Raw genomic sequence first — 21,416 nt, 5'->3', positions numbered from 1 at the left:
CTTGGTAAACAATCGTAGCTAGTAAAAAGTACGGTCTTCCCAAGAAACTCCCCCTTCAATTTGCGAAGCAAATAAGTGGCGAGTAGTTCACACCATACTGCTTCATTTTAACAAAAAATCGTTACCAACCTTTACCCGTTTTGCTCGAAAAAATAGCCACTCCTTATGAAGTGGCTTCGTTGACAGCTTGTTTGGCGACGGCCGCTGTCTGAGACTGTTTAAAGAGAATAACTCCGACGAGCAGGACCGTAAGCCCAACGACTTGTCCAGCCGATAACGTGATTTGAGGCATCCCGAAAGCGCCATACAAATCGACGAGTAATGCCCAAATGAGTTGTGAAACGAGGATGAGTGACACGGACAAAGTCGGTCCAAGTAGCTGGATGCTCCGCATGACACAATACACGACACCGACCCCAAGTAACCCACCAAGCCAATAGATGGGTGACACATCACGTAATCCGGAAAGATTGCCTCCGAATAACAGTAACGGAATGATGGACCCGATTAATCCAACGATAAAAACCAACACTGTCGTCGCCCAGGCTCCTAAATTTGTATTCATTTTTGCATTGACTGCCGCCTGGACACTAATGAATGCTCCAGCCACTGCTGAACAGATGATTCCAAAAATCATATAATCTCTCCTTACTCATAAAACATACCGTTCGCACGTTCCTTCAATCGTTCACTATTTAATATGACAACTTCTTTTCTCGTTCGCGTGACCAATCCTTCATCGACGAACGCCTGCAACGTCCGATTCAAATGACGATAACTCGTTCCAAGCCATTCGGCGACTTCTTTACGCTTCAGTTGACTCATTTCAGCTTGAAACAGCTCGTTACCCGATTCACTAAGGGAAATCAAATAGCCCGCCAATCGTTCTTCAAGTGTCGACATGAGATGGTTGGATGAGGCATTCGCCTCGATGAACAGCTTTTCGGACACCCCACGCAATAGGTGTTCCGTGAATTCGACCGTACGATTATGACGACGAAGTGCCTCAAACGGAATCCGTAAGCAGGTTACCGAACCAACCGCCTCGACAGTATGCAATACGTTACGACCACTCGCATATTCGATGTCTCCAATGAGCGTCGGCGCAGCTTTCAAACGAAGCAAGCGCAACTTCCCTTCTTCACTGAGTGTATAGATTTTGACGCGTCCTTCGAGCACGACGAACAAGGATTCAATATGTTGATTGTTCGAACAAAGCATTGTACCAGATTCATAAGTGACTAAAGAAGAAGCTTCAAGCGTTTCGTTAGAAAAAAGGTGATTCCACTGCAATCGTGTCAGTGCATCCATCATATTCATCATGAGAATTGAACTCCTTACGCGAATGTATAAATTCCGATCCCGACGACCATTAAGACGAGTCCCATGACCTGTCCCGTATTCATCGGCTTCCGTTTGACACCAAACCAGCCATTCAAATCGATGATAAAGGCTCCTATCAATTGCGCCACAAGCAACACGCAGATTGCCCATGTTACACCAAGTTGTTGAATCGCTGTCAGTTCGCCGAAGACGACGAATACACCGAATAGTCCACCTAGACTATAATACCAAGGCACACGTTTGAAGGCCGTCATGTCTGCATCTCGTTTGAAAAAGTAAATGATGAGCGCCAACAGAAGTCCGACAAAATGGACGATTGTGACAGACATCCATGCCCCTACCGCATCTCCTAGTTTGGCGTTAAAGATTCCTTGTAAAGCTATAAACGTGCCAGATAGTATGGCAAATATAATTCCCATGTCATTCCCCTCTCTCTTCGTCTGACTGTACAAAAAGAATGACCGCTTGAATAGGACATATGTCCAAAAATAAAAAGCAACTTCGAATAACCGAAGTTGCTTCATGTGTTTATCCTAGCAATTTGACAAGTTCTTTTCCGACCGCTTCAGAAGACTGCGGGTTTTGACCTGTGACGAGTCGCTCGTCGACTGCCACATTCACTGCCCAGTTGTCGGCTCCTTTGAACTGGCCACCTTGATTGCGTAGTCCCGTCTCAAGTAAGAACGGTACAGCAGAATCGAGTTGCATTTCTTTTTCTTCTGCATCCGTGAATCCTGTCACTTGTTTATCTTTGACGAGCGGTTCATCGTTGCTCAGTTTCACATTGACCAATCCAACTGGTCCGTGGCACACCGCACCGACAATATTTCCACTCTCATAAACGTTACGAATAACGCGTTGTAGCGTTTCATTTTCTGGGAAATCGACGACTGTCCCATGACCACCTGGCAAATAAATTGCGTCATACGACTCGTCTGCGACTTGATCAAGTCGCGCTGTGTCTTTGAGCAACTCGCGCGTATTTAGAATGTCTTCTGACAAACCATCTTCTAAACTATTCGCATCGATTGGCACGTCTCCACCTTCGATACTCGCGACCGTCACTTTGTATCCTTCTTTTTCAAATAACAAGTAAGGCACGGCAAACTCTTCAAGCCAAAGTCCCGTTGCGTGACCATTTGATAATTGATTCGCTGACGTCGTGACAATCAGTACATGTTTCGACATACTCAATTCCTCCTTCAATAATGAACATACGACACTATTGTTCCCGATTCATCATCCGGTAAACCTGATGAACTGCCTCACCGTCATCAGGTAGTTCTTTTTTTGACCTGGTGATTTATTCGTCCTGCCTTTTTTCCACATCCTTTTATACTGTAGATGAATCGACACTTAGACCTATGAAGGGGATATCTCGTATGACGAAACGAATGAATGACTGGGGGTTTCTCATTGTTGTCGCCATCATCATCATGTTACTTTTGCTCGGTCAGTCGCCAATCTTCATGTAATCTTCACGGACATTCCTTCACAAACTGTAGTATGATGGCGTTGTAAGCACTTACACTAAAACCGATATGAAAGGATGAAGTTCACTATGTCAGAACGTATTTTCATCAGTCCGGCTAAGTATGTGCAAGGGAAACAAACGATTGATCGCATCGGAGAGTATGTCGCTCACTTCGGTTCAAACGCTTTACTCATCGCGGATGACGTCGTCTGGGAATTGGTAGGTTCGCGTGTGACACATTCACTGCAGGCGAGCAATGTTGAGGCAAAGAAAGCAGATTTTGTCGGAGAAGCATCGAAACATGAGATTTCCCGAATCGCCACAGACGCTAAGGAGAGCGGCACCGCGTTCGTGATCGGTCTCGGTGGTGGTAAGACGCTCGATACGGCAAAAGCGGTCGCAGATGAATTGAATGCGCGCATCGTCATTGTACCGACGATCGCCTCGACAGATGCACCGACGAGCGCACTTTCAGTTATTTACACAGATGAAGGCAATTTCGAAAGTTACCGTTTTTATAAAAAGAATCCAGATCTCGTTCTGGTGGACACCGAGTTGATTGCACAGGCACCGCCGCGCTTCCTTGCATCAGGCATTGCCGATGCTTTGGCGACGTGGGTCGAAGTGCGAAGTGTCCTTTCATTCGGAGGAAAGACGATGGCCGGTGGTGTCCCAACACTTGCGGCGGAAGCGATTGCCGAACGTTGTGAAGAAGTATTGTTCACATATGGTATTCAAGCGTATGAAGCCGTCAAAGCAAAAGTCGTCACACCTGCGCTCGAAGCCATCGTTGAAGCCAACACCCTATTGAGCGGTCTCGGCTTTGAAAGTGGTGGTTTGGCTGCAGCCCATGCCATTCACAATGGATTTACCGCGTTAGAAGGGGACATCCACCATTTGACGCACGGTGAAAAAGTTGCATTTGGAACACTTGTGCAACTCGCACTCGAAGGACGTCCTCAAGAAGAATTCGAGCAGTACGTTGCCTTTTATATGGCACTCGACTTGCCGGTCACACTCGAAGATATCAAATTGAAAGATGCGTCTCGAGAAGATATCTTGAAAGTCGGAAAAGCCGCCACGGCAGAAGGCGAAACGATTCATAGCGGTTTTGATGTCACGCCAGAAGAAGTTGCAGACGCCATCATCGCAGCCGATCGATATGCCCGTCTTTATCAAGAGCGGTTATAAAAATAGCGAGAGGAAGCTCACACGGCTTCTTCTCGCTGTTTTTTGGTCGGGATGAACGAAAGGACAATCCCCACCCCCATGCAACTGACTGTCAGGAAAAAGAAAGTCAACTGGTTCATATAGATGATATTCGTGAACTGGTTCCATCCTTCTGCGAAAGACTCATTCGTAGATAAACGAATTCCTTCCCGAAGAGACGTCGCTTGCGATTGATTGGTCACCCAGGAAATCCCGGCCATGATGAGACTACCCAAACCTAATACCACTCTCCCGATCGGTCGCACGGATGCTGTGACCCGACGTGTCATACGGACTGTAATCCAAATGAATAATAACAAAAACGGCCACCCAATCAAGAGCACGATCCAGTATACATTCCCTTCATTCGGCATTTCCGAATACGGGGTCGTCATCACTTCACCAAGCTTAAAGATTACAAACGCAATCAACGTCACGATAAACCATGCTTTTATTAACTTCTCCATCTCAACACCTCGTCCTTAGTATAGCAAAAACACCGTATGCGTCTGCATACAGTGTTTAGTCTTTCGGGCGGACGACGTAGTAAATCAAAATGACGAGCCACGTCCACACTCCTGTAAAAATTCCGATAATCCCGACGATGAAGAATCCGAGCGGAATCATCGATTTCGTTCGATTGTAGTCCTTCCACATATTCGATAGCCCTTTAATATTAAAGTATAAAAAGGCAAAGAACAGGACGAGCAACAACAGTGGTAATCCAAATAAGACTTCCATTCGCTCACTCCTTTCCACGATCTCATTCGTTATGTTTATTGTATCGGATTTTGACTCCTCGCTTCATCGGACCCAAGCTGTATCCTCATCCGACCTGAGGATGGATAAAATCATCAAGAAAAGGGGAAAAGGAACATCATCTAACCCACGAGGAGGCGTTTTGCCATGAAGTCCCTGCGTATCTTGATTATTTGTCTTCTCTTGTTGCAAGCCTCGCCGGTGACAGCGGCATCATCGTCCCCACAACCAGGTTACACCATCAAAACAACCTATCTATACGGTCGTGCGATGCAATCTTCTGCTGTTTTGAAGACGTTACGAACGAATGTCCCTGTCCGTTACACCATGTATAACCGAAGTTGGTCCAATGTCTATATCGGGAGTACAAAGTACTTCACTCCGACCGCGAACCTGAAAGCCGGTATCCCGAAAATGCCAACGGCCGATCGGTTACGACTCGTCAATAAAACCTATGGGCTCCCGTCCACTTATCGTTCCCCTCAACTTGTGACCTTAACCGTCCCAACTGTTTATCAAAAAGGGAGCGAACGGACACTGATGACAGCGGAAGCCGCTTACGCACTAGCGAAACTGTATTACGCAGGTCGAAAGCAAGGCCATACGTTATACGCACTGAGCGCCTATCGTTCCTATTCGACTCAAAAATCCCTATATACTTACTGGGTCAATACACGCGGGGTCGCATACGCTTCAAAATATGTCGCCCGTCCCGGACATAGTGAACATCAAACCGGTCTAGCGGTGGATATGACAAGTCAACGTATGCGTCTAGGGTTATATGCCTCCTTTGACCAATCTCCTGAAGGAAAGTGGATGATTCAAAACGCCCATCGTTACGGCTTTATTGTCCGTTATCCGAAAGGAAAAGAAAAAATCACTGGATATAATTATGAACCATGGCACTTGCGCTATGTCGGGGTAACCGAAGCTACGATGATGAAGCAGAAGAACTGGGCGTTTGAAGAATGGTGGAGCAAACGTTGAGTGAGCATCCTTTTTCAGGCATTTCCCTGTTCACGGTATAATGGAATCATCTTATTCGTATAGGGGGATATGCGGGATGTGGATTGTTATGAATAAACTAGACGTTGAAAAAGGAAAAGTCGATGCGGTCAAAGCGCGTTTCGAGACGACAAAAGGAATCGAAGCGATGGATGGCTTTGTCCGGATGCAAGTGTTGACGGATACGTCCGATGCAGCAATGGACCATGTGGTCATCATGACCACATGGCGGGATGCGGCAAGCTTTGAAAATTGGCGCGACAGCAATGCCTACAAGCACGCCCATAAGAAACGAGATGACGGGACGTCGGAAGTAAAACCGATCGTCCTCGGCAACACCGTGACCCAATATGAGGTCGCGATTGAACACCTCGCCTCAACGGAGCGCGTTTAATAAATCTTGAGGACGGATGATTCCGAGTAGCTTTTCATCTGGACTGCCAGTCTCTGTGATTAGGAGGGCGTCGTATCGTGCGCCCTCTTTCATTTGCGTGAAGCAATGTTGTGCCTCGATCACCGTCGCATCCTTTCGAATGAATCGATAACGATGCATATGCGGGTCATGATGGAGAACATGCTTCACGCGAACTCCTTTGAGTGATAAGTTGGTTCCGTCGATCGTCTCGGCCAGCCAACTCGTCACTCCTTTTTTCGTCAGAAGACCACGCCAAGAGCCGTTGTCGTGATATACGGGAAACTGTGAGTAATTTTTATCGCGAATCTCTCGGAGCACCTCTGTCAAAAAATCTTCGGACTGAAACGTCACCACCGACTTCGCAAACAATGGAATGACGAGACGTGGATGAAGCAGTTCCCGTTCCACCTCTAAAATCAATTCGACGAGCGACTCGTGTGGCTCCGCGATAATGAAATCAGGCTCACGACGCTCATGAACGATGGCATTTCGCAGTTGACTCATCTGATGTAAATCTTCTTTATATCGATCGATGATTGGATTTTGTTTCGCTAACCGATTCACCATGTTGCTAAAACTGAAATGCTGGCCATCTCCCATCTCTCGACTCAAGTAGTCCTCGATTCGATGGTAGGATGCCAAAAATTCTTCAGCACGACTCATGTGACCACCCTCCTTAACGATACATGTATACCCTCTTTTTCATCGTTTCAGCAGGAAACCGTCCATTCATCCCGAATGACATAGAAATCATCTTGATCATCAAGGAGGGCTGTCATGGCGACTTCAGTTCAATCCACATCCCCATCTTCACAACAGTCGACATTTCGCGCGGGACTGCGAGCAGGTATTCCCGTCGCCATTGGATATATCCCGATTGCCATCGCCTTCGGTCTTTTGGCAAAATCGTTTGATCTGCCAAACGTGATCACGTTGTCCATGTCGTTTTTTATCTTTGCAGGGGCTAGTCAGTTCATCACCGTACAATTGCTGATGACCGGTTCGATGTATTGGGAAATCATTCTGACGACGTTCATTCTAAACTCTCGGCATTTCTTAATGTCTGCCTCGCTATCCCAACGGATTGAGAGTACATCTAGAAAACTACTGGCTGCCATTGCGTTCGGTGTCACCGATGAAACGTTCAGTATCGCATCCACCCGAAAAGAAGCACGTTCTGGTCTGTTCGTTCTCGGATTGAATACGATTGCCTTTCTCGCCTGGAATATTGGTACATGGATTGGTGTCTTTCTCGCTTTCGGTCTTCCCGGCACGTTACAGGCGAGCATGGGCATTGCGCTATATGCGATGTTCATCGGGTTACTCGTCCCGTCCTTGACGAATCGCCCTGTCTTCGTTGTTGCGAGTTTCGCCATCATCATGCAAGCGGTGCTTCATTGGATGATCACACCGTTCTTTCCGATTTCAGATGGAATTCGAATCATCATCGCGACTGTCGTCGCAGCCGGAATCGGTGCTTTTCTATTTAAGGAGGGTGAGGTCTCATGATGTCCTTATTTTTGCTCGTCCTAGGGTTGGCGCTTGTCACGTACCTCCCTCGCCTCGTCCCGCTACTCTGGTTAAAAGAATTGGCGTTACCGGCATATATGAAACGATTTCTTTCTTTCATCCCGTATGCGGTATTGGCTAGTTTAATTTTTCCGGGAATCTTATCTTCGACGACCACTACGACGTCCGCCTTGTTCGGAGGAGTGGTTGCTACGACGCTTGCGCTACTCCGCGTCAATCTCGTCGTTGTCGTCATCGGAGCCGTATTCGGTGTGTACGCATTCCAAACCCTATCCTAAAAGGAGCCGCACACGAGGTGCCGCTCCTTTTTTATGCAGATATCGCTTGTCGACGAAGCCTTACAAATACGTCTACAAATTCGGTGTCCCATTGCGTGCCACGACCGCTCTCTAAAATAGAGAGTGCCTTTTCCATCGGCATCCCAGAGCGATAAGGTCGATCAGACGTCATGGCGTCATAAGCATCGGCAATCGCCATGATTCTTCCGAACAACGGAATGTCGACCTCACTTAAGCGGTCCGGATACCCTTTTCCGTCGATTCGTTCATGGTGCGACCGAACCCCAGCCAAAATCGGTTGAAGGGATGCCGGTAAATGAATTTGACTCAATATATGAATGCCAATCGTCGGATGTTCCTGAATTTTTGAGAACTCTTCGTCTGTCAATTTTCCTTCCTTCAGCAAGACATCATCACGAATCCCGATTTTCCCGATGTCGTGAAGAAGTGCAGACTTATTGAGTAAATCGATTTGTTCCTTTGGCAAATGAAGCGCACGGGCAAGCTCTACCGAGTACATTGCCACACGTTCTGAATGACCGGCCGTATAAGGGTCACGTGCATCGAGGGTTGCCGCGAATAAGATGAAGAGGCTGTCCAGCAGTTGCGCATTCTCTTGTTCCCGAGCGTTCACCGTCTCGACCATTTGGTTGAAGCCCCCAATCAATTGAGCGAACTCATCTAAATAGGGGTTTTCGATTTTTTGGAGTCGTCCTGATTCCATCTGTTCGATTCCTGACGTCAAGAGCCCAATCGGACGTTTGATATTGTCATAGAGTAAGAAACTACATAACACTGCAATCCCAACGATAATGACAAGAATCACGAACGCCCAATTCCAATATGTATCCGTCCGAGTCGAGGTCGACAATTGAACGCTCGAGGCCAACATGAACAGCATGATAGGAAAGACACCCGTAATGAGCATGCTGATCAATAATTTAGTTCGGACACTGAATGACCGATATGTTGCATGGATAGGCTGATGATACAGTTCGAAGTGCCTTTCTTTCATATACACGAGTAGCGGTTCCACCGACCGTACCGTCAAAAAGTACTCAATCAACGCGTGCAACACGGCAATCATGACGGCACCGATGGCAGCGAGACCAATCAAACGATACGGTAAATCAATCCAGTCATTGTAAATACATATGGTCGTCAAAGCGATTGACGGAATGGATAATCCAAATAAATGAGGACCCAAAATTCGCTGTACCGTTAAAGTAGGAAAGCGGCTTGCTTGTTCGAACGCTGACGTCAGTTCTTGGCTCGTTGGAGACTCAGCTTTAAAAAAATGTCGGATTGGTCGAATATGTTTACGATACAAAAGAAGTTCTGACGTAATCATGATTATTCCTGAACCGAACATAATGGCCAGAAGTAGTCCGATTTCACGAACTGACAAATCAAGCGTCTGAAAAATGAAAACGCCCCCCACACCAAAAACCGCTAATCCTGAGCCAATCACATAGTTCACAACGAGTGTACGTTGAAATCGTTCAAACATCCCTCTCACCTCTGTCACTCTTTTCTTTATCTATCGACCAGATTCCTTTCTAAGTTGAACACAAAAAACGGACCTCCACATGGGAGATCCGTAAAAGAATCATTTAAGGGCGTAACGGGCCATCGTTGTCGTCTAGTGAACGATTGTCTTGATCCGGAGTGATATTGTCGTGGAACGGATTTGGTTCCGGTCCGTCTACGTGATCGCCTGTTGAATCATGAACATCTCGCTTCACTTCGTTCTTCGATTGTTCCGCTTCCTGCTTCGACTGCTCAACACCTTGTTTAGCTTGTTGTTTCGCAGCTTCCGCTTCGCGACTCATCTGTTCCTTTTCTTTCTCAAGTCCCTCTTTTGAAACTTCCGTCTCATCAATACGGTGCTCCGCTTTTTTCAAGTAGCGTGCTGCCGTCTCGCGACCGCCAAGACCGAAAGCAAGACCGAAGGCGAGCGCAACGGCTCCAAGAATGAGGAGGAAGGCCGTATTGACAATCATCGGTGCGATGCCGAGCTGACTGATGGCCATGAAGAAGACGAGTCCGAGAATCGCATATTTCGCTACGTAGCGAAGCGCGCTCGGTTGTCCTGCTCCATCGACAAGTACACTTCCGACCAAACGTTCTGCCATATTAGCTAACCAGAAGCCAACTGCCAAGATGATGAGTGCCGCAATCACCATTGGCAAGTAAGCGAAGATCGCAGTGGCGAGAGACGCCATGAACTCGAGATTCGCCACCTGAAGTGCTTCAGATACGAAGAGTAAGATGACGATCACTTGTACAACGACACCGACCACTTGGGCGATTGACATCGAAGATGCTCGTTCCCCGAAGCCCATTTTATGAGCCAATGAATTGACGCCAAGGTTTTCAAGGAGCGATACAACGACACCTTTCAACCATCTTGCCACGAACACACCAACGAGGACGAGGACGATTGCGACAAGGATGTCTGGAATCATGACAAGGACATCATTAAGCATCGCAATCGCTGGTTCCGAGATGCCTCGAATATCAAGCGCTTCAAGTGCCGAAATCGTGACCGGAATCATGATGAAGATGAAGACAATTGTACCGATTGCTTTCGCAAGACTCGATCCCTTCACATAGTCAGAAAGATGGAATCGCTCTGCCAATCGATCTAATCCTGCCGCTTCAAGGAACTTCGTCAAAATGTCACGTACAATCTTCGCGACGACATAACCGATTGCGAAGATAAGCGCTGCCGCCACAAGTTTCGGAATGAATCCAAGGAAACTATTCAACAAGTCTTCGAATGGTCCGCTGACCCCACGAAGTCCAAGTGCGTCAAGCACAGCCGGCAATGCAAGCAATAGAACGAGATAGAAGACGATGTTTGCGACCGTATCGACCCATTTCGTCTGGTTGACACTTGTCGACTCTTGCCCCGTCTTTTCCATCAACTTGCTCAAATTCAAGCGGTGCCCCGCCATTTGAATCCCTTTTTTCAAAAGGGTAGCGATGACCCACGCAACGAGTAAAATCAAACCTGCTTTAATGACACCAATAATCAACCCAGAGAATCCTTCATAAATCTGACTGAACGGCTCTGTGATTGCAGGGACATTCATGAATTCAAAGATGATTAGGAATGCGAGAAGTAACACCCCAAAGAACACCACTTTTGCAATAATGCGTTCAGGTGTCCACTTATCTCCTTTTTCCCCCTCTTTTTTGATACCGGCCCGCTCATCGAGTCGTGCCTTCTTCAATGCTTTTCGTGTCACGTTTTCCAATACTTTCGCCAAGATGTAACCGACTACAAGAATAACAATTGCTAACAAAAGCTCTGGTAGCCATGACATGAACGAATTGAAGTTATACGTTGTATTGTTCATCGAATCTTCCTCCTTTTTTTTATAAAATGATTGTTTTTCTTTAACAGTGCTACTTCTTTAAATACCTATATTTCAAAATCATCAAACATTATGCACATGACAACTCGTTTACATCACTATTACGATTCACTGGAAATGGGTACGTAAGTTAAGAGAGAAATCGTGTCAAATCATGTGAGATATGATACGAATAACATGAGAAGTCATTTTAGGAGGAATTAAAATGAACATCGCTTTAGTGGCTCACGACAAAAAGAAAGACGATTTAATTGTTCTCATTAAAACGTATGCACATATTCTAGAGAAACATCAATTGTTCGCAACGGGTACAACAGGTAAGCGAATTGCGGAAGCGACCGGATTACCCGTTCATTGTTTCCGCTCAGGACCGCTTGGAGGGGACCAAGAAATTGGAGCTGCCGTCGCACGCGGAGAGATGGATATGATTATCTTCTTCCGGGATCCATTGACTGCCCAACCTCACGAACCAGACGTGAGCGCATTGATGCGTCTTTGTGACGTGTATTCCATCCCCCTTTCGACAAATATGGGAGGAAGCGAGATTTTGATTCGAAGCATCGAACAAGGTGATTTCGAGTCGCTTAAACTTTCTCATAATGACGAACCACCTGCGTGACCATCACAAACCAAGAAAGGAGAGGAATCTCCCTGGAACCGAATATGATTCATGACCCGAACGTTCAACAGTTCTTTAACGAAGTACGTCATCGCCTGATCGAACTGATTGGAGATGAGGCGGAAGCGGACCGCCTCTTGCTGGCTCTCGCCGGCTATATCCGCCATGCGGAGAAAAGTGGACAGTCGTTAGACAGTCTCTTAAACCAAGATCCGCATGAGTACGCTCGTTTCCTTATCGAACAACCAGAAACAAATGAAGAATATCGCCGTCGCTACCACGTCTTGATCGATGCCTCGGATGAATTAAAACCTCATGAAAAAGCTCAAGCGAATCGAGATTTCGATTGGGCGGTCAATCAACTGGACGAAGCCAAACTCTCATTGAAAGAGATTGAAGTTCGTGATCTTGCATTCCTCGCTTATACGAAAATCGAAGCGCTCAAATCATCACGGACGATTTGGAACCGTTTCGGCTGGTTGCTCGGTATGATTTTGGCATTTTCATACGCCAACTTACTGCTCGTCATCGACGATGTGTTCAGCGGACGGTTGTTCACTGCACCGATTTCGACATATCCAATCGACTATCTAGCCTTCCTGTTACCTGTCCTCGTGACCGGTGCGATCTTTGGTATATTGACCCGTTTTCGGCACCACATTCATACGCTCGGACGACGGATCGCCTTCGCTTTACTCATCGTGGTCGTCTATGTCACGTCCATCTTTTTGATTCAACCGCTCCTCATGACACTTGGTTGGTCGTTCATCATTCAATTGACTCCACTTTATGCGCTCATTTTGTTGGCGATCAGTGGCTTTATGGCCATTTGGACGTTGATTGAGTTCGTCTGGAAGAGTACACGTTGTTCACTCGGTGACGACACGCTCATGCTTTATTATTAATCTGCGCCGCTCCTATCAGGAGATGGCGTTTTTTGTTTCAATTGCGGATAGAACGGAAATTACTCCTATTGTGACGCTAATTGAAGGTTGGCCAAATTTAAGGGGGTATTCGATGTCAGAACGTAAAATGATTGGTCTGTTTCAAACGGAACAGGAAGTCATGCATAAAGTAGACGAGTTGAGGGCTGCAGGGGAAGCCGAAAAGAATATGCATGTCGTTGCCAAGCGAGATGGGGAAATCTCCGCATTGCGTGACCATACGGATGTAAACGCCGAGGCTGGAGTTCGAGACGTAAATTTGCTCGATCGCGTGAAAGCATTCCTACATGGAAGTGACCGTATCCGCGATGAACTTCGCAACATGGGGCTCAGCGACGCTGAGGCAGAGCAATACTATGATGCCATCGACGAAGGTCAAATCTTACTCTATGTCGATCGTCATTCTTATGATCGTTACCCGAATATGTACAAAAAAGATAGTGAACTCGATCATGACAAAGGTGAGAAGGCAGATGGGATCGCGTTTGATGCAAAGCCGTTCAATGATCATGACGAGGAACCAAAAGGGACAAAGGATGACCCGATTGTTCGTGGACATTCTGGTTTAGAAGACCATCGACGACTATAAGGAGGAACTACTATGAACGAGAAACGATTCATCAGTATGCACGATACACAAGATGCAGCGCTTGGAAAAATCGAAGAGTTGCGGGCAAAAGGGTACGAAGACTCACACATTTACGTCGTCACGAAGCATGAAGACAACGTATCGATTTTGAGACGGGACACAGATGTTCATACAGAAGCTGCACATCATGCAAGTTGGTTCGATAAAGTTCGCGCCTTCTTGAGTGGTCATGAAGATGTTCATGCCGGCTTACGAAACATGGGACTCAGCGAAGAGGAAGTAAAACGTCACTATGACGACGTTGAAGCCGGTAAGATTCTTGTCTATGTCGATGAAGACTTCGAGCGTCGCCATCAAGATGGGGTGACGGTCGATGCGAAACCGTATCAAGACGCATCATCTACCCATCTCGGGAATCACACGAACGATGGTTTGGAAATCGACTCAAAACCATATCACGAGGCCCAGACCGTCGATCCAAGTCATCCGGTAGATCCGGAGCAAGATAAACTAGATGAAGAAACGAAGAAACCTGACCGAGAAGAAAAACTACGTGGTCTCGATGATCGTGCGTATCGAAATGACGTCGAAGACCCAGACAACATCCGACGCTTTTAATTGTAAATAGAGCCTGACGCGCGCGTCAGGCTCTTTGTTATGTCAAACGATTCTTTGGTTCTTTTCCTTCAAGCACGTTCACGATAGCGTCCCGGTTTAACGCCATCATCGCGAGACGTGTCCGAATCGAGGCACTCCCGATATGTGGTAGTGTCGTCACGTTCGGAAGGGTCAATAGTGGATGATTCAAGTCGATCGGTTCTTTCGTGAACACGTCGAGGCCAGCCCCCCAAATCTTTTTCGCCTTGAGCGCCTCATACAATGCCTGTTCGTCAATGATTTCTCCACGAGCCACGTTGATGAAGATCGCTGTTTCTTTCATCTTGGCAAACTCATCTGCCCCAAGCATTCCACGCGTCTCGTCCGTGAGTGGTGCGAGAACGACGACGAAATCAGATTGCGTTAACAGTTCATCGAGCTCCGCATAGGTGAAGCCATACATCGACTCCGACTCGTGACGACGCGTCCGATTATGATACAAGACGTCCATGTCAAATCCTCGCGCCCGTCGTGCGACCGCTTCACCGATTCGTCCCATTCCGATGATCCCAAGTTTCGCTTGATAGAGGTCCATCCCGACATATCCCATCGGAAGCCACGATTTCCACTCACCGGCACGTAAATCACGCTCGGCCTCTCCGAGACGTCGCGCCGTCATCATCATGAGTCCAAACGTCAGGTCCGCTGTCGTTTCCGTCAAGACGTCCGGTGTATTGGTCACGATGACACCCTTCTCTTTCGCTGCCTTCAAGTCGATGTTGTTATAGCCGACAGCCAAGTTGGAAACGACCTCTAAATGCGGTGCACGCTCAAGCACTTCATGGTCAATCGTGTCACTAAGCATCGTCCAGAGCGCATGCGCAGATGAGACTTCTTCTAGAAGCACCTCACGAGGAACACTCTGCCCCTCATGTTCCCACATACGCACGTCATAGTGTTCACGAAGCGGCGCGACCGCTTCTTCCGGCAAGCGTCGCGTAATATAGATTCGTTTTTTCATCTTTCTCCCCCTCTCTACGATTACTTGTAGTCTAACAAAAGGGAGTCGTCAGGATGGTTGATTCGACTTCGGATTTTGTTTCAAGAACTGTTCAAACAACGAACCGAACTCTTGATTCAACAACTGCTCGATTGTTTTTGAGGAGTCCATCGCATTTCGATAGGCAATTTCGTTGATGGCGAGTCCGATCGCCCACGTGATCCCTGAGGCAACTGTCGCATTGATGACACCGGCTGCCGCATTCGCTCCCGGGAAGAACTTCATGACATTCAATAGAATCGTTTTCGATAACGTACGTCCGATTTGTGGGATAATCGTGCTTCCAATGAGCGTCTTCAGTAAATCATCACTCGCCTTCACGCCCCAATAGCGAAACAGATGGACGCTCATCGTCACTTGAATCGGTGTCAAGGCCACGGCATCTGCAAACGGAAGCGGGACTGCAGCGGCCGTTCCTGCGCTCGCCACATACCCTGAAATGATTCGATTGGCCTTCTTCCGTTTCAACTTGAGCATCGTCTCACTCTCTGCTTGAATCTCCATCAGGAGTCCTTCCTGCAAAGAAGCGTCTAGCTGTTCAACCGACCATACAATCAATCGTTCCCAATCGACAACTTGTCGTAACGTTTCATCGTTCAGTATTTCCGAGGCGATACTGACCTGAAACACGGATTCCTCCGATACGACCCCATCCAGTTCATTTCGCAATGCTGTCAGTTCATCTAAATCGACCTGATCGATTTGTGTAAATAAGACAGCGACAGCAGTCGATTCACGAAGACGACGAATGAGCGCCTTGTCGAGTGGCGTGACACGTTTTGTCGCGGCGTTGATTGTGTACCAAACGAGATGGATTCGTTCGGATGCTTCTTGTTGCTTTGCGTTCTCCACAAACCCGATGACTTCTTCCTCGTAATGTTGTTGGCGTGCACTCCCGATCTCGTACCCTTCGCTATCAAACAACGTGACCGCGATATCGTCACTCTTATATTGATGGATTCCCCGAGTGACGGGCTCCCCTGCCGCCACCTTTGTCAAATCCCGACCGAACACATGGTTCACGACCGAACTTTTCCCCGCGCCCGTCGCCCCTGCGATGAGGATGTTTGGTTTTTTTACATTTCCACGAAGTCGCTCGAGCTCTGCTTTTAAATCATAGTCTTTAAAATCAAACCGCTTTGTCGATTCCATTCTCGTTTCCCCCTTTATGAGTTGAGCGTTTGCCCTAGCTGACGCATCTCGCGCTCAAAGCCACGTCGAATCTCTTCTTCAATCGTTTGTTTCACAGATGTGTATTGCTGATCGATGGCCTTTTTGATGCCTCGTTCTGCCGTTCGGCGCTTGAATGCCCAGTAAATGAAATGCACTCCGGGAATCATTCCGAGAACCATCTTCCTTACCGTTTTTCCAAATGAATAGTCAAATCCGAGTTCGACTCGTCTCGTTCTAAACAAGTGGTCTGCTTGTTCACCGACTAATGGGTACCGTTGCATGAGTTGGATATAGTGACGTACCCCTTCAGCCATCGCATCTTCTGTCGTCACGGCCGCCTGCTCAAGTGTTTTCTCTAAATCCTTTTCAATGTGACGGGCTTTCCAACTGATCATCGCCTGTGGGGTGAGCATACGGATTTTTTCTGCCGAATCGATACTTCGAATCCTCCAATCTTCCAACTCTTCTAAAAGATGATTCGTCAGATTGATGGGAAGTTTTCGTTCGATGTCTTTCCAAAGGTTCGTCCGATTCCGTTTCCATACGTCTTCGTAGCCTCTTACCGGAACACGTTTCCCGGTCAGTAACTTCTTCTCGACACTGTTGACACGAATGATGTCCCCTTCATCGATTGGCAGTTCACGTAACAATACCCGTTCCATCGCTTCTGCCTTCTGCACACTCATCGGGTCTTCTTCATTGAAGTTGGTCAGAATGAGGGTGACGTTGCTCCCCCGTTCATATAACGGCTTTAAAATCGCCTCAAGCTCGTATGCCTCGACACGTCCTGACTGCACGGACAACAAGTAGTAAATGGTGTGAAACCATTCTGCGATATCGAGCGCCCCTTCGCGCTGATGAACGATGGATAGGATGGCTTGATGCCACTCTTCGGAACGGTCTGCCTCGAGCCCCCACGTATCAAAGAAACGAAACAAGATCCCCCGCTCTAAATCGTAATACTCATATTCATGAAGCCCTTCTGCAGTGACCGGACTTCCGGCACGCGATTCGGCGACGTCATGTCCATATATATAATTGATGAACGCACTCTTTCCGACGCCAGTTTTCCCGGCAATCAAAATATTCGAGACGAGCCCTGTCCGATCCATATGCTTCCTCCCCTATTCGTTGTATAGTTCAATTATACCGAATGGGGCAACTTCAAACGTCCATCGAAAGGATGATTCTCATGCTACACCATGTTGAACTATACGTATCCAACCTAAATGACAGTATACGTGCTTGGGAATGGCTCCTCTGTGACCAGCTAGCGTACACGCTCTATCAGTCGTGGCCAGAAGGTCGAAGCTATCGTTACGGCGATACATATCTCGTGTTCGTTCAAACAGAGGAAGACCACCTCACTCCGCCCTACCATCGAAAAAAGACCGGACTCAATCACTTGGCGTTTCATGCCTCATCGCTCACACAATTAGAAGAAATCCGACAACAGCTCGCGTCACACGGTTTTCGTGAGTTGTATGCTGACCGCTTTCCTCACGCAGGTGGTCCGAACTATACAGCACTGTTTTTTGAAGACCCGGACCGCATCAAAGTCGAACTCGTGGCAACGATGTGAACGGTTTCGTGAGAACTTCTTGAAAGTTTGTGAAAACAATTGCAAACTTTTGACCAACCTCCTAGACTGAAAATGTCTAAAGGAGGTCTTCTCATGGAAAAACAAGTCATCGACTATATGGAAGAAGCCGCATTTAAAAAAACGTCATTGCTTCAGCAATCATTTTCGCAATACATGTTACGTTCGATTATCGCTGGTTTTTTGATTGGGATCGGGGTCGTCTTCTCGTTCACGGTCGGAAACATGTTCATCGATGTACCCGGCACGATGCTCATCGCCGGTGCGAGCTTCTCGGTCGCGCTCGTCTTCATCGTCTGGATGGGTGGAGAACTATTTACGAGTAACACGATGTATCTCTACACCGGGGCGAAACGGGGTCGTGTCGACTGGTTAGACTTAGCAAAAATATGGGGACTCAGTTGGTTCGGTAACTTGATCGGTGCCATCATTTTGTCGCTGCTCGTCATCGGTGCCCACAGCATGGGAGAAGTGACGGGTGACCATTTACTCGCTGTCGTCGCAGCGAAAAAAATCGGTGGAGATGCCTTTGCGATTTTCCTGAAAGGTATCTTATGTAACGTACTCGTCTGTTTGGCCATCTTTATGCCGCTCAAAACGAACAACGATGTTGCGAAGATCATGCTGACGATGATTCCCGTCGTCGTATTCTTTGCTGCTGGGTTCGAACACTCGATTGCGAACATGGGCGTCTTCGCGCTTGCGCTACATTATGTACCATCGGACCTCATTAACTTTAGCGGTGCCCTTTACAATCTGTTCTTCGCTACACTAGGTAATATTGTCGGTGGTGCATTGTTCGTTGCCGGAAGTTACTTATATTTGAACAAATCAGAAACAGAGCAAGCCGTCAAACCGATTCGCCAACGCGCATAAAAAGACAGGGACCCCGATCAGCAGGGTCCCTGTTTGTTTTGTCATGTTTATTAAGATTTTGAAGAGTCAGCAGCGGCTGCTTGAACAGAACCTTGTGCCACTTCGTCTTCTTCCACGTCCCAGCACTCTGTGTTCTCGATGCCGAGTTTACGAGCAGAGAAGCGTGGGTTGAGACCTTGAGCACGTTGCTCTTCGTAGTCTTTAAGAACTTTGAAGGCAACGCCACCGAGCAATGTGATGGCCGCGATGTTGATCAATGTCATTCCTGCCATGAAGAGGTCAGCGAGGCTCCATACGAATCCAAGGCTTGCGACCGCTCCGATGAAGACGAATGCCATTGTTGCAAGACGGAATCCGAGGACTGCACCTTTGCTCTTCTTGATGAATTCGATGTTCGTTTCACCGTAGTAGTAGCTTCCTGCGATTGAACTGAACGCGAACAAGAAGACGCTGACGGCGATGAATGCTGGAGCAAGTGCCCCGATTTGTTCAGTCAAAGCGTTTTGAAGAAGGACGATCCCTTCACCGTTCCCTGAAGCATAGCTGTCTGAGAGAAGGATGATTGCTGCAGTTGCCGTACAAACGATCAATGTATCCAAGAATACACCGAGAGCTTGAAGGAAACCTTGTTTCGCTGGGTGCGATACTTCAGCAGCTGCTGCTGCGTTTGGTGCAGAACCCATACCAGCTTCGTTCGAGAAGAGTCCACGACGGACACCCATTGAGATTGCAGCACCGATTGAACCACCGACCGCTTCGTCTAAACCGAATGCGCTTTGGAAGATCATCGCGAACACAGCTGGAAGTTCAGCGAAGTTTACAACAACAACGTAAAGTGCGATTGCAAGGTACAAGACAGCCATGACAGGTACGACGATTGCTGAGAAGTTCGCGACACGTTGTACACCACCAAAAATAACGAGACCTGTAAGGACAACTAAGACAGCTCCACCGATGACTGCATCGACGCCGAACGCGTTATCGAATGCTGCAGCGATTGTGTTCGATTGAACTGAGTTGAAGATGAGACCAAATGTGACGGCGATGAGAACCGCGAATACGATTCCGAGTGCACGGTTGTTCAATCCTTTTTCGATGTAGTAAGCCGGACCACCGCGGTACGCAACATCGTCTTTCACTTTGTATACTTGAGCCAATGTACTTTCGATCATAGCCGTTGCTCCACCGAGAAGGGCAACGATCCACATCCAGAAGACCGCTCCCGGTCCACCGAGTGTGACGGCTACCGTAACCCCTGCAAGGTTACCTGTACCGATACGAGTCGCAGCACCGATGAAGAATGATTTCATTGGTGTGATACTCTTTCCATCTTTTGCTGGCGTCACGTCCGATTTATCTGTAATCGTACGGAACATTTCTTTTAAGTAACGGAACTGCATAAATCGTGTTCTGACCGTGAAGTAGATCCCGGCTCCGACGAGCACGGCGATCAATACGTACGACCATAAGATGTTGTTCAAAAAGTCGACGCTTCCCTGTAACATACCTTGAATCGCTTCCATGAATAAGTTCCTCCCTGTTGTGTGAATCTGAAGTTGAGAATTTTTATGATGTCTTAGTTCTGAATTATACAAAGATTCTGACAATTAGCAATAATTTTTTTATAGGTGATTTCACTATTTTTTCACATGTTTTAAGCAAGATTCCTTATTTATAAGTACTTAAAGCGCTTACATAAAAATGTTTAGAAATATTAAATCATGATTATATTCATTGATGATGAAACGCATATTCAAAAAAACAGCCACTCTTTTCGAGTAGCTGCCGTCTTAAATACCAGTACGTTTCTTCTGGTTATTTGGTTTTTTCGTCAATTGGCTCGTCAACGGTTTTTGTTTTGTACCATGTAAACCTGTCGGAACCTTTGTCTGGTTCTGTTTCTTTTCTGCCAGCTTTTGTTTCATCGCTTCTTGAAAAGATAGTTTTTTCTCACTCATCTTACTCACCTCCAGCTTCGATCACTTTCACACGACCGACCTGTCCATCGCTCAAACGCACTTTGATTCCGTGCGGATGACGTGGCGAGTTCGTCAATATATCTTGAACGACGCCTTTCGTCAGCTTCCCGCTTCGTTGATCTTGTTTCAAAACGATTTGGACATGGAGCCCTGGGCGAATGTCAGCACGTTTCGTTCCATCCATACCCGACACCCCTTTCCATTTAGTCAATCTCTATCATATGCTCTTTTCCCTTATTTGTCACAGCCTATTCCAGATCCCGATTTGTCGCATCGGCTCCGTCATATAACTTTGATCGGTCTGTAGCACCTTCTCTGGAAGAGAATCATGAAACACAATACGTACTCCCCGATGTGAGAAGATGACATCAATGACCTCGTTTCCGTCTATATCGCAAAGTGTCGCTGTTCCTCGAAGAGCATGAAAAGCTTCCGCGAACGCTTCCGCAAAGCTGAGATATGCTGTCACGGATGTCGCCATACGGCTTTGATCAATCTTTAAGGTTAATCGTTCACGAGTGGCACTTTCGATTACGACGTGTACGGTATCATTCCCATCCGAAAATTCAATCGTATGCATCC

27 protein-coding genes are annotated in these 21,416 nt (G+C 47.2%); 11 read left to right on the top strand and 16 right to left on the bottom strand.

Annotated elements, in window-relative coordinates:
- Positions 1 to 163: 163 nt before the first annotated feature.
- From KNO92_RS07285 to KNO92_RS07270, 4 genes are all read right to left on the bottom strand, one after another.
- Entirely contained in the window at positions 164 to 637 is a 474-nt protein-coding gene (locus tag KNO92_RS07285) for a DMT family transporter (RefSeq protein WP_214746702.1), read from the bottom strand.
- A gap of 11 nt (positions 638 to 648) precedes the next feature.
- A complete protein-coding gene (locus KNO92_RS07280; protein ID WP_214695695.1) occupies positions 649 to 1,323 on the bottom strand; it encodes a Crp/Fnr family transcriptional regulator in 675 nt (224 codons plus the stop codon).
- Between the two features lie 14 nt (positions 1,324 to 1,337).
- Positions 1,338 to 1,763: a DMT family transporter gene (locus KNO92_RS07275; RefSeq protein WP_214695690.1), complete on the bottom strand. Its 426-nt coding sequence runs from the start codon at positions 1,761 to 1,763 to the stop codon at positions 1,338 to 1,340.
- A 109-nt stretch (positions 1,764 to 1,872) separates the two neighbouring features.
- Positions 1,873 to 2,532 carry a type 1 glutamine amidotransferase domain-containing protein gene (locus KNO92_RS07270; RefSeq protein ID WP_214695688.1) on the bottom strand — a complete coding sequence of 220 codons (660 nt, stop codon included), beginning with the start codon at positions 2,530 to 2,532 and terminating at the stop codon, positions 1,873 to 1,875.
- A 373-nt stretch (positions 2,533 to 2,905) separates the two neighbouring features.
- Here KNO92_RS07270 and KNO92_RS07265 point away from each other — a divergent pair, with 373 nt between their 5' ends.
- A complete protein-coding gene (locus tag KNO92_RS07265; protein ID WP_214695686.1) occupies positions 2,906 to 4,009 on the top strand; it encodes a glycerol dehydrogenase in 1,104 nt (367 codons plus the stop codon).
- A gap of 17 nt (positions 4,010 to 4,026) precedes the next feature.
- Here the strand turns inward: KNO92_RS07265 and KNO92_RS07260 are convergent, their stop codons facing one another.
- Both KNO92_RS07260 and KNO92_RS07255 read right to left on the bottom strand, forming a co-directional pair.
- A complete protein-coding gene (locus tag KNO92_RS07260) occupies positions 4,027 to 4,494 on the bottom strand; it encodes a hypothetical protein (RefSeq protein ID WP_214760658.1) in 468 nt (155 codons plus the stop codon).
- Between the two features lie 55 nt (positions 4,495 to 4,549).
- A complete protein-coding gene (locus KNO92_RS07255; RefSeq protein WP_074036747.1) occupies positions 4,550 to 4,768 on the bottom strand; it encodes a hypothetical protein in 219 nt (72 codons plus the stop codon).
- 165 nt (positions 4,769 to 4,933) lie between these two features.
- On the opposite strand from KNO92_RS07255, the gene KNO92_RS07250 reads away from it, so the two are divergent.
- Together KNO92_RS07250 and KNO92_RS07245 are read left to right on the top strand one after the other, a co-directional pair.
- On the top strand, positions 4,934 to 5,773 hold the full coding sequence (locus tag KNO92_RS07250; RefSeq protein WP_214695682.1) for a M15 family metallopeptidase: 840 nt from the start codon (positions 4,934 to 4,936) through the stop codon (positions 5,771 to 5,773).
- 76 nt (positions 5,774 to 5,849) lie between these two features.
- Positions 5,850 to 6,185 (top strand): antibiotic biosynthesis monooxygenase, encoded by a 336-nt coding sequence (locus tag KNO92_RS07245; RefSeq protein ID WP_074036751.1) that lies wholly within the window; start codon positions 5,850 to 5,852, stop codon positions 6,183 to 6,185.
- Here the strand turns inward: KNO92_RS07245 and KNO92_RS07240 are convergent.
- Positions 6,168 to 6,869 (bottom strand): CBS domain-containing protein, encoded by a 702-nt coding sequence (locus KNO92_RS07240; RefSeq protein ID WP_214760656.1) that lies wholly within the window; start codon positions 6,867 to 6,869, stop codon positions 6,168 to 6,170. The two genes, KNO92_RS07245 and KNO92_RS07240, sit on opposite strands and share 18 nt — an antisense overlap.
- Positions 6,870 to 6,983: 114 nt before the next feature.
- Between KNO92_RS07240 and KNO92_RS07235 the strand changes: the two genes are divergently transcribed.
- Complete coding sequence (locus KNO92_RS07235; RefSeq protein ID WP_214760654.1) at positions 6,984 to 7,715, top strand: AzlC family ABC transporter permease; 732 nt, start codon at positions 6,984 to 6,986, stop codon at positions 7,713 to 7,715.
- Complete coding sequence (locus KNO92_RS07230; protein WP_214695671.1) at positions 7,712 to 8,014, top strand: AzlD domain-containing protein; 303 nt, start codon at positions 7,712 to 7,714, stop codon at positions 8,012 to 8,014. Before KNO92_RS07235 ends, KNO92_RS07230 begins: the two co-directional genes overlap by 4 nt.
- A gap of 31 nt (positions 8,015 to 8,045) precedes the next feature.
- On the opposite strand, the gene KNO92_RS07225 is transcribed toward KNO92_RS07230, so the two are convergent.
- Entirely contained in the window at positions 8,046 to 9,524 is a 1,479-nt protein-coding gene (locus KNO92_RS07225; protein WP_214760651.1) for an HD-GYP domain-containing protein, read from the bottom strand.
- A gap of 103 nt (positions 9,525 to 9,627) precedes the next feature.
- Positions 9,628 to 11,379 (bottom strand): mechanosensitive ion channel, encoded by a 1,752-nt coding sequence (locus KNO92_RS07220; RefSeq protein WP_214695667.1) that lies wholly within the window; start codon positions 11,377 to 11,379, stop codon positions 9,628 to 9,630.
- Between the two features lie 223 nt (positions 11,380 to 11,602).
- Between KNO92_RS07220 and KNO92_RS07215 the strand changes: the two genes are divergently transcribed.
- The 4 genes from KNO92_RS07215 to KNO92_RS07200 all read left to right on the top strand — a co-directional run bounded on the left by KNO92_RS07215 (position 11,603) and on the right by KNO92_RS07200 (position 14,167).
- A complete protein-coding gene (locus tag KNO92_RS07215) occupies positions 11,603 to 12,016 on the top strand; it encodes a methylglyoxal synthase (RefSeq protein ID WP_026824646.1) in 414 nt (137 codons plus the stop codon).
- On the top strand, positions 12,013 to 12,921 hold the full coding sequence (locus tag KNO92_RS07210) for a hypothetical protein (RefSeq protein WP_353047395.1): 909 nt from the start codon (positions 12,013 to 12,015) through the stop codon (positions 12,919 to 12,921). Before KNO92_RS07215 ends, KNO92_RS07210 begins: the two co-directional genes overlap by 4 nt.
- 112 nt (positions 12,922 to 13,033) lie before the next feature.
- Entirely contained in the window at positions 13,034 to 13,549 is a 516-nt protein-coding gene (locus KNO92_RS07205) for a YflT domain-containing protein (RefSeq protein ID WP_214695665.1), read from the top strand.
- Between the two features lie 12 nt (positions 13,550 to 13,561).
- Positions 13,562 to 14,167, top strand: coding sequence for a YflT domain-containing protein (locus KNO92_RS07200; RefSeq protein WP_214695663.1), 606 nt, complete (start codon positions 13,562 to 13,564; stop codon positions 14,165 to 14,167).
- Between the two features lie 37 nt (positions 14,168 to 14,204).
- Here KNO92_RS07200 and KNO92_RS07195 read toward each other — a convergent pair whose 3' ends face one another.
- The 3 genes from KNO92_RS07195 to KNO92_RS07185 are packed head-to-tail and all read right to left on the bottom strand — an operon-like array spanning position 14,205 to position 17,491.
- Positions 14,205 to 15,167, bottom strand: a complete 963-nt coding sequence (locus KNO92_RS07195; RefSeq protein ID WP_214760649.1) for a 2-hydroxyacid dehydrogenase — start codon at positions 15,165 to 15,167, stop codon at positions 14,205 to 14,207.
- A gap of 48 nt (positions 15,168 to 15,215) precedes the next feature.
- Positions 15,216 to 16,358, bottom strand: coding sequence for a YcjF family protein (locus tag KNO92_RS07190; protein WP_214695659.1), 1,143 nt, complete (start codon positions 16,356 to 16,358; stop codon positions 15,216 to 15,218).
- Between the two features lie 14 nt (positions 16,359 to 16,372).
- A complete protein-coding gene (locus KNO92_RS07185; protein WP_214695657.1) occupies positions 16,373 to 17,491 on the bottom strand; it encodes a GTPase in 1,119 nt (372 codons plus the stop codon).
- 80 nt (positions 17,492 to 17,571) lie between these two features.
- On the opposite strand from KNO92_RS07185, the gene KNO92_RS07180 reads away from it, so the two are divergent.
- Together KNO92_RS07180 and KNO92_RS07175 are read left to right on the top strand one after the other, a co-directional pair.
- Positions 17,572 to 17,961 carry a VOC family protein gene (locus KNO92_RS07180; RefSeq protein WP_214695655.1) on the top strand — a complete coding sequence of 130 codons (390 nt, stop codon included), beginning with the start codon at positions 17,572 to 17,574 and terminating at the stop codon, positions 17,959 to 17,961.
- 93 nt (positions 17,962 to 18,054) lie between these two features.
- Positions 18,055 to 18,855, top strand: coding sequence for a formate/nitrite transporter family protein (locus KNO92_RS07175; RefSeq protein WP_214695653.1), 801 nt, complete (start codon positions 18,055 to 18,057; stop codon positions 18,853 to 18,855).
- Positions 18,856 to 18,905: 50 nt separating this feature from the next.
- Here KNO92_RS07175 and KNO92_RS07170 read toward each other — a convergent pair whose 3' ends face one another.
- The 4 genes from KNO92_RS07170 to KNO92_RS07155 form a co-directional block, all read right to left on the bottom strand.
- The gene (locus tag KNO92_RS07170; protein ID WP_214695651.1) at positions 18,906 to 20,378 is read right to left on the bottom strand and encodes an alanine/glycine:cation symporter family protein; all 1,473 of its coding nucleotides are present in this window, start codon (positions 20,376 to 20,378) and stop codon (positions 18,906 to 18,908) included.
- A 267-nt stretch (positions 20,379 to 20,645) separates the two neighbouring features.
- Positions 20,646 to 20,813, bottom strand: coding sequence for a hypothetical protein (locus KNO92_RS07165; protein WP_015880321.1), 168 nt, complete (start codon positions 20,811 to 20,813; stop codon positions 20,646 to 20,648).
- Between the two features lies 1 nt (position 20,814).
- Complete coding sequence (locus KNO92_RS07160; RefSeq protein ID WP_015880320.1) at positions 20,815 to 21,018, bottom strand: YwbE family protein; 204 nt, start codon at positions 21,016 to 21,018, stop codon at positions 20,815 to 20,817.
- Positions 21,019 to 21,075: 57 nt separating this feature from the next.
- Positions 21,076 to 21,414, bottom strand: coding sequence for a hypothetical protein (locus tag KNO92_RS07155; protein ID WP_214695649.1), 339 nt, complete (start codon positions 21,412 to 21,414; stop codon positions 21,076 to 21,078).
- Between the last annotated feature and the right edge of the window lie 2 nt (positions 21,415 to 21,416).

The organism is Exiguobacterium sp. s129 (genome assembly GCF_018617585.1).
Lineage (GTDB): Bacteria > Bacillota > Bacilli > Exiguobacteriales > Exiguobacteriaceae > Exiguobacterium > Exiguobacterium aestuarii_A.
This window is presented reverse-complemented; position numbering and strand designations above follow the sequence as displayed.